The sequence below is a fragment of the Pseudomonas sp. CM25 genome (genome assembly GCF_013179705.1).
In the GTDB taxonomy this organism is placed as follows: domain Bacteria; phylum Pseudomonadota; class Gammaproteobacteria; order Pseudomonadales; family Pseudomonadaceae; genus Aquipseudomonas.
Genome location: NZ_JABMCW010000306.1, coordinates 1 through 6,601, shown reverse-complemented (window position 1 = coordinate 6,601; position 6,601 = coordinate 1). Strand labels below are relative to the sequence as shown.

Below are 6,601 nucleotides of genomic sequence, written 5' to 3'. Positions count from 1 at the left end.
TAAAAAGCTAACGGAGCATCTGGGCAAGTATTCTCTCGCAGCCCTTTCCGCTGAAACCATTGCCAACTATCGCGACAAGCGCCTTAACGAGCCAGGCCGCGCAGGCACGACCAGCAACAACACCGTTCGCCTGGAGCTGGCTCTACTGAGCCACGTTTTCACGGTCGCGATCCAAGAATGGGGGCTGGGCCTGACGTTTAACCCCGTGTTGAATATACGCAAGCCAAGCCCCGGGGAGGGTCGCAATCGTAGACTCTCGCCGGATGAGGAACGGCGGCTGTTCGCAGAGGTGAATCGGCATAGCAATCCAATGCTTGGGTGGATCGTTGGCATCGCTCTGGAAACTGGTATGCGCTCAGGTGAAATCGCGTCGCTACGCAGACCTCAGGTGGATACAGAGCGACGCATCGTAAGACTCGTTGACACGAAAAATGATGGTCAACGAACTGTGCCACTGAGCAAGCGAGCGACTGCGCTTTTCAAAGCCGCGATGATGAATCCCGCTCGCCCTAGCGATTGCAATCTGGTGTTTTTTGGTGAACCTGGGAAGGACGGGAAACGTCGCCCCTACGCGTTCACAAAAATCTGGGGGCTACTGGTCAAGAAGCTACAGCTATCCGACTTCAGATTTCACGACTTGAGACATGAGGCGGTAAGCCGCCTTGTGGAGGGCGGTCTCTCCGACCAAGAGGTATCGAGCATCAGCGGCCACAAATCAATGCAAATGTTGAAAAGATATACGCACTTACGCTCCGAGGATCTAGTTGCCCGACTAGATAGCATGTCAAAAAGAAAGAAAAGTTTAGCTAAACCCCAAAAGGTAGTTTAGCTAAAGTCCTTAGCTCTTCTATCGCGACCCACAAGCTGAAAATAAATTTTAGCCGCTAAAAAACTACAACTCTGGAAAAGTTTAACTAAACAATTAAGAGGAGCTATAGCTAAACTTTTTCACCGTCAAGTGGAGTTTGAAAAAATACTTTTAAAAATCGCGTTAGGTGTCATAGGATATCCGAAATTAAGCGGAGGACACCTAACATGACCACGGAAGAATACATACGCGACTTATTCTCTGGGGCTCCACTTTTGTCCCTTGAGCAGCTTGCAGAGGTATTACATAGAAGCAAGGACGGCCTGAGAATCAGCCTGAGTGGCGACAATGAGGTATCGAGAAAATTTCTTCCTTGCAAGGTCAGAATTGGCAGAAGGATTTACTTTAGAACCGCAGATGTAGCCAAGGTTCTCGAGCAGGGCTGACGACGATGTCTATATCCCTAATTGTAAAAAGGAAGGTATCAAGTCATTTCACAATCATCCCTAACGATGTAATAAGTGACCAAAACTTGAGTTGGAAATCGTTAGGACTATTGGTGAAATTGCTTTCCCTACCCCCAGGCTATCCGTATCTGACAATGGAATCGCTAGCCAAGAAAAATGGTACTGGTGCAGCCGCAACCAGGAGCGGACTGCAAGAGCTTGAGACCGCAGGCTATTTGAGCATCGAGCGCACCCACGACTCTCGAGGTCGATTCGCAAAGACGGTGTGGCATATCTCTGACGAACCGTCTGAAAGGGCCGACTCTGCACCATATTGCGAAAACCCAAACGTGGATAAACCGACGACGGATCAGCCGCACCCGGAGAAACAAGCACATATAAATACTAAACAAACAATAAAACCAAAAAATAAAAAAACTACTACGTCGCCCAACCCAGCCCCGGCGGCCGGGGATCCTCCGCTACGGTTGGCGGCATTGGTCTCCGCGGAAACCAGGAGCCAAATTTTCAAGGCGCTGGAGCAGGTTGCGCCCATTGACCAGCAGCGGATGCTGAACGAGCTGTCAGCTGCAATCAAAGCAGGATCGATCAAAACCACAGCGATCAGGTGGTTCCACGGAGTGATCAAGCGCTACCGAGACGGCAGTTATAACTTCAAGGACCAATCATCTTCATGGGAGCCAGCGAGTTCCGATAACGCGCCTCCAAGGACCCCGACAGCAAGTCCGAAAGAAAGCCCCTCAACTGTCAAGAACGAGAGTCGGTCTACCGTAGGAAAGGAATATTTAAAGAAGTTAAAGGTAAACAGGTCTAGCTCTGGCTTATCACCAGTTCGGATTTTGACAGTTGAGGGTCCAGAGCCTAGCTCTGAGACATAGTCGTCCAAGAGGTTGAAATGAAACCACTTACTGTGTGGATCGCGGAACGAGTAGCTGCAACCTATCCGCCCTCAAGCCCTGCTACCAACTTGGCCAAGTTCATCCTGCTACGCGAGGATATTCTGCAAGCGATTGAAGGAGGTTGGTCTTTGTTAGGGATATGGACGACCTTGCATGATGAGGGATCTATCGACTTTGGCTATCAAGCGTTTCGTCGCTACGCCAAGCGATTGCTACCCGTACACTGCGGCGTTCAATAGCTATTGAACACCGTTGCTGAGCCGAACAATCGTTGCCCAGGCGTTCAATATTCGATCAATACAATTGTTTCAGCGATCACCTCATAACTGAACGCTGTAGCAACCCTATTGTTTACCCGAGATCACTGCTGACATTCATGCCAGCCATACGAATATTCAGGGCAAGACAGGTGAAGTTAGCTAACCGACAAGTCGGCTATCTAATTTCACTCTCGCGTATTCGCGCCTTCGGCGCTCAATGCTGTCTTGCTCTGCGAGGCAGTCGCTGCCGCGACTCTGTGAACACCAAAGAGAGGTCAGACCATGAACCGCAATGAAGCTGCGAGAGATACACGTAAACACGGAAAGCATTTACGTGTGCCGGTATTACCGAGTGAGGAGCTAACCATTAAAGAAAACGCATCCAAGGCGAGCCTGACGGTCGCTGAGTACCTGCGGCGCCTGAGCCTCGGCTATGAGATTACAAGCACGCTCGACTCCCAGTACGTAGCGCAGATCGTAAAGATCAACGCTGACCAAGGCCGCCTTGGTGGGCTTCTGAAGCTATGGCTAACCGATGACGCCAAATTGACGGCCTGCGGTACTCCGCTAACACCAGGCATGGTACGAGCGCTGCTGAAACGCATTGAGGCCAATCAAGACGAAATGCTTCGGCTGGTCCAGGCACTGAAATTTTAGCGGCTAAAAAAATCGAGCCTTCGCTTCTGGAGTCCCTATGAAAAGATCGAAGAAACAGCAGTGGATTTTCGCGATAGCCAGCGCCCTGCCCTTGCACCTTGCATTCGCCGGAATCCCTGTCGTGGATGGAGTGAATCTGAGCCAGACAACTGTCAGCGCGATTCAAAATGTCGCTGCGGTGACGAAGCAGATCGAGCAGTACAAAACCCAACTGCAGCAGTACCAGATCATGCTGCGAAACTCAGCGGCTCCAGCAGACTACATCTGGAGTCAGGCCGATCAGACGATTTCTATGCTTCTCGCTGCTCAGGACACACTCAGCTACTACAAGACCCAAGCTGGCAGTCTGGAGAAATATCTTGAGCGTTACCAGGATACGGCCCACTACGAAAGCGCATCTTGCATAGGCTCGGACGCGTGCGGTGTATCGGATCAACAAGCCATTGCACAAGCACAGAAAGAGGCCAGCTCCACAAAGAAGCGCGCGAATGATGCCCTACTGACCAGCGTCTCAAAGCAACAGGAAACATTGCGCAAAGACGCTGGTGAGCTCGCAGGCCTACAGCGACAGGCAACCAGCGCGGAAGGTCAGATGCAAGCCATCCAGGCAGCCAATCAGCTTGCTAGCGCACAGGCAAATCAGCTTCTGCAAATTCGCAGCTTGCTGATTGCTCAGCAAAACGCCCAGGCCACCAGCGCTCAAGTCCGTATTGATCGCGACGCTCAACACACCGCCGCTGACAAACGAGCACTGAGTAGCCGAAACAGCCCAAGCGCTGATAAAGGCTGGTGAGGAAAGAGCATGCACGCACAACTTAAACGAATTCTCATTCTGAGCGCACTGCTGCTCAACGGCTGTGATGCTCCACAAACGCCTACCTCTGTTGAGTGCGATACCCCGACGGAAGGACGAGATACATCTCAAAAAAATAGCTACGACGCTTGCGTCCTTGGGCATAAAAACACCCAAAGCGATGATAGGAAATGGTGACCCATGAAAAGATCATTGACCATCTACCTAGCCATAACAGCACTTTCGTTCAGCAAGACCGCACTCGCTGGTGGGCTCGATAGCGGAAACATGCTCAATAAAATCCTCGACAGCTTCTCGACCGTTGCCACCACTTGGCAATCCGAGATCACCTCCAGCGCGTCATGGCTGTTCTGGAGCCTCGCGCTGATCAGCATGGTGTGGACTTACGGCCTCATGGCATTACGAAATGCTGATCTACAGTCATTTTTTGCCGAAACCATCCGCTTCTTCGGCACCATGGGCTTTTTCTGGTGGCTGCTCCAAAATGGCCCAGCGATTTCAATGTCCATCATCAATACGATGCGGGCGATAAGCGCCAAGGCGGCGGGGCTAGGTACCGGATTATCTCCGTCAAGCATTGTGGATATCGGATTCGGCATCCTGACCAAGGTCAGCGCTTCTGCCTCGGTTTTGTCACCAGTGGTATCCGCATTGATGCTCGCCGCCGCGATAGTGGTTTTAGTGATCTTGGCACTCATCGCCGTGAACATGCTCCTATTACTCGTATCGGCTTGGCTGCTTGCTTACGCGGGGATCCTCCTCTTGGGATTTGGCGGTAGTAGGTGGACATCAGATATTGCGATTAGCTTCTACAAAACGGTGCTCGGGATTGGCGTCCAGCTTTTTACCATGACGTTTTTAATTGGAGTAGGTAAGTCATTCCTGGATCAGTATTACAGGGCCTTTGCAACCGGAACTCCGGACTTGAACAGCCTCTGCGTGTTGTTGGTCGCAGCAGTGATTTTGCTTTCCTTGGTCAACAAGCTCCCTCCCATGCTGGCAGGAATCGTAGGAGCTGCTGGTCAAAGCGCCGGGATTGGTAGCTTTGGGGCAGGTGCTGCAGTCGGTGCCGCTACTCTGGCGGCCTCGGCAATCACGTCAGCGGGCGCTTCCGCGCTAGCGGGAGCAAAAGAGATTGCAGGAGGTGCCTCAGCCCTTACCGCTGCGTTCAAGGCTGCTCAAGCCAACATCCATGATGTTCCCTACGAAAGCGGGAACAGTGCCAGTGATCTTGTGAAAGAACAGAACGCGCCGAATGGTTCGACGCAGTCTGCTTTAGGAAAAGCTATGGAGACGGTCAAGAAGGGCCAGGATTCGGACTACGCTTCCAGGCTTTCGACCGCGCTCAGAGTCGCAGCAAACGCGGGCTCACTGCTCTCAGAGAACATCGGGCATAGCATCAGCGGCCAAGCCAGTGTAGCACTAGCATGCACAGCAGGAGGAAGGCTAGCGGCCACAATTAATGAAAGGGGAAAAATGAATCTAGAAGGAAGCCAAGTTTGCCAAGGCGATGATATGGGTGCTAAATCAGATGAAATATCTGACTTCATTAACAAACGCCCACCTCATGATTAGCAGACATTATAAACATAGCCAATAAATTATCACACCCAAATAGAACTATTTGTTAACTTTCTGAGAATAAAAATGATAAATGACAAATTTTCACCAAATCCCAAATTCACTGACGAGCATAATGGCCTTTTCTGTCCGATGCCGATCTTTGTCACGAGAACAACACTTCGGTCAATTCTCCGAGAAAACAGGGCAGAGACGCTATTGGATCTTGACGTTCATCCAGCCACATCGACACACCGGAAGCCACTAGACTCAAAATGAGTCTCGCCTAGCTACCTTGGCACCCTCAGCGGGATCAGTGATGTCGTGTGGGGTCGACAAGCTAGAGGCCGTCTTGCGTACTTTGCCTAAGGATGCCCGACGCAAGAGGTGGCACAGTGGCATGAATGAAACCGTGGTCTTTGTAGCCACCTATCCGCTCGGCCAAGGAAGCCGGCCGTTACGCCGCCATCCCAATAGCCAGGTGAGCGCCTCTCTAGCGAAGCACGACTTCCAAATTTAGTCAGACTAGCCACAAAAAGCCGTTGTCACGGGGGTTTATTTCTGTAGTTTTTGTGATACAAAATCGTCCGGAGAGTGGTAGCACATTTCATGAGAGATAGTAATGGACTTATTTAATATTTCTAGCACCCTTAATCGTGCCAAAAAGCTTTTAAGTTCCAATGATGAGAACGAGTTCAAATATGCATGCTTGGAACTGAGATTTTGCTTCGAGACCGTGGCCTATCGGCAACTCAAGCAATATGGGGACATTATCCCTGGCGCTCTCGTTAAAGAATGGCGAGCCGACCAAATCATCAAGCTTTTAGCCTCATTTGACCCCATATCCGACCAAAGCGGTGACATTTCCATTGGAGCGGAAACTGATCCAAATGTGGAGCCAAAGAAATGGATCAGCATCGGGCAAGTACAAGCAATAAAATGGGGAAAATTTCGGAAGTACTATAATAAGCTTGGCTCATACTTGCACGCCTCAAAAGAGCCAACAGCTAGTTCTCCCGACAAGAAGTCTCTTGACGAAATTATTCGCGAACTCGAGCGAGTTGAAGCCACTACGGCAATCGTCGCATATAAAAATGTGCGCCACACTGACTGCCCTGCGTGCGGGACGAGAATAT

At 50.8% G+C, this 6,601-nt stretch carries 6 protein-coding genes and 1 pseudogene; all 7 read left to right on the top strand.

All coding sequences use genetic code 11. From position 1 onward, the window contains the following. Positions 1 to 829 (top strand): site-specific integrase (locus HP546_RS23825; protein ID WP_172230329.1); only part of this gene is annotated, 829 nt, incomplete at its 5' end. Positions 830 to 1,035: 206 nt separating this feature from the next. After that, on the top strand, positions 1,036 to 1,254 hold the full coding sequence (locus HP546_RS23820) for a hypothetical protein (RefSeq protein ID WP_028633554.1): 219 nt from the start codon (positions 1,036 to 1,038) through the stop codon (positions 1,252 to 1,254). A 916-nt stretch (positions 1,255 to 2,170) separates the two neighbouring features. Next, positions 2,171 to 2,413: a TraK family protein gene (locus HP546_RS23815; RefSeq protein ID WP_172230326.1), complete on the top strand. Its 243-nt coding sequence runs from the start codon at positions 2,171 to 2,173 to the stop codon at positions 2,411 to 2,413. Positions 2,414 to 2,716: 303 nt separating this feature from the next. Beyond that, complete coding sequence (gene traJ, locus HP546_RS23810; RefSeq protein WP_104960669.1) at positions 2,717 to 3,091, top strand: conjugal transfer transcriptional regulator TraJ; 375 nt, start codon at positions 2,717 to 2,719, stop codon at positions 3,089 to 3,091. Between the two features lie 37 nt (positions 3,092 to 3,128). Then, the gene (trbJ, locus tag HP546_RS23805) at positions 3,129 to 3,884 is read left to right on the top strand and encodes a P-type conjugative transfer protein TrbJ (protein ID WP_172230323.1); all 756 of its coding nucleotides are present in this window, start codon (positions 3,129 to 3,131) and stop codon (positions 3,882 to 3,884) included. A gap of 201 nt (positions 3,885 to 4,085) precedes the next feature. Further along, positions 4,086 to 5,480 carry a P-type conjugative transfer protein TrbL gene (gene trbL / locus HP546_RS23800; RefSeq protein ID WP_172230320.1) on the top strand — a complete coding sequence of 465 codons (1,395 nt, stop codon included), beginning with the start codon at positions 4,086 to 4,088 and terminating at the stop codon, positions 5,478 to 5,480. Between the two features lie 607 nt (positions 5,481 to 6,087). Next, positions 6,088 to 6,601, top strand: a pseudogene (locus HP546_RS23795) (hypothetical protein); the annotation flags it as partial.

What these genes read in the sequence shown, in the direction of transcription:
- HP546_RS23820 (WP_028633554.1), top strand. Translation starts at nt 1,036, where the DNA reads ATGACCACGGAAGAATACATACGCGACTTATTCTCTGGGGCTCCACTT.
- HP546_RS23815 (WP_172230326.1), top strand. Translation starts at nt 2,171, where the DNA reads ATGAAACCACTTACTGTGTGGATCGCGGAACGAGTAGCTGCAACCTAT.
- traJ (WP_104960669.1), top strand. Translation starts at nt 2,717, where the DNA reads ATGAACCGCAATGAAGCTGCGAGAGATACACGTAAACACGGAAAGCAT.
- trbJ (WP_172230323.1), top strand. Translation starts at nt 3,129, where the DNA reads ATGAAAAGATCGAAGAAACAGCAGTGGATTTTCGCGATAGCCAGCGCC.
- trbL (WP_172230320.1), top strand. Translation starts at nt 4,086, where the DNA reads ATGAAAAGATCATTGACCATCTACCTAGCCATAACAGCACTTTCGTTC.